The organism is Paenibacillus cineris, assembly GCF_018333335.1.
Classification (GTDB): Bacteria; Bacillota; Bacilli; order Paenibacillales; family Paenibacillaceae; genus Paenibacillus_AQ; species Paenibacillus_AQ favisporus.
In genome coordinates this window covers 1-255 of record NZ_BORU01000050.1, presented here as the reverse complement: position 1 = coordinate 255, position 255 = coordinate 1, and the positions used below count along the sequence as shown (strand labels likewise).

At 57.3% G+C, this 255-nt stretch carries 1 rRNA gene; it reads right to left on the bottom strand.

The window, feature by feature from the left end:
- A 16S ribosomal RNA gene (locus KI379_RS33895) occupies positions 1-255 on the bottom strand; the annotation flags it as partial.

Below are 255 nucleotides of genomic sequence, written 5' to 3'. Positions count from 1 at the left end.
CTGCGCGCGCTTTACGCCCAATAATTCCGGACAACGCTTGCCCCCTACGTATTACCGCGGCTGCTGGCACGTAGTTAGCCGGGGCTTTCTTCTCAGGTACCGTCACTCCGATAGCAGTTACTCTATCAGACGTTCTTCCCTGGCAACAGAGCTTTACGATCCGAAAACCTTCATCACTCACGCGGCGTTGCTCCGTCAGGCTTTCGCCCATTGCGGAAGATTCCCTACTGCTGCCTCCCGTAGGAGTCTGGGCCG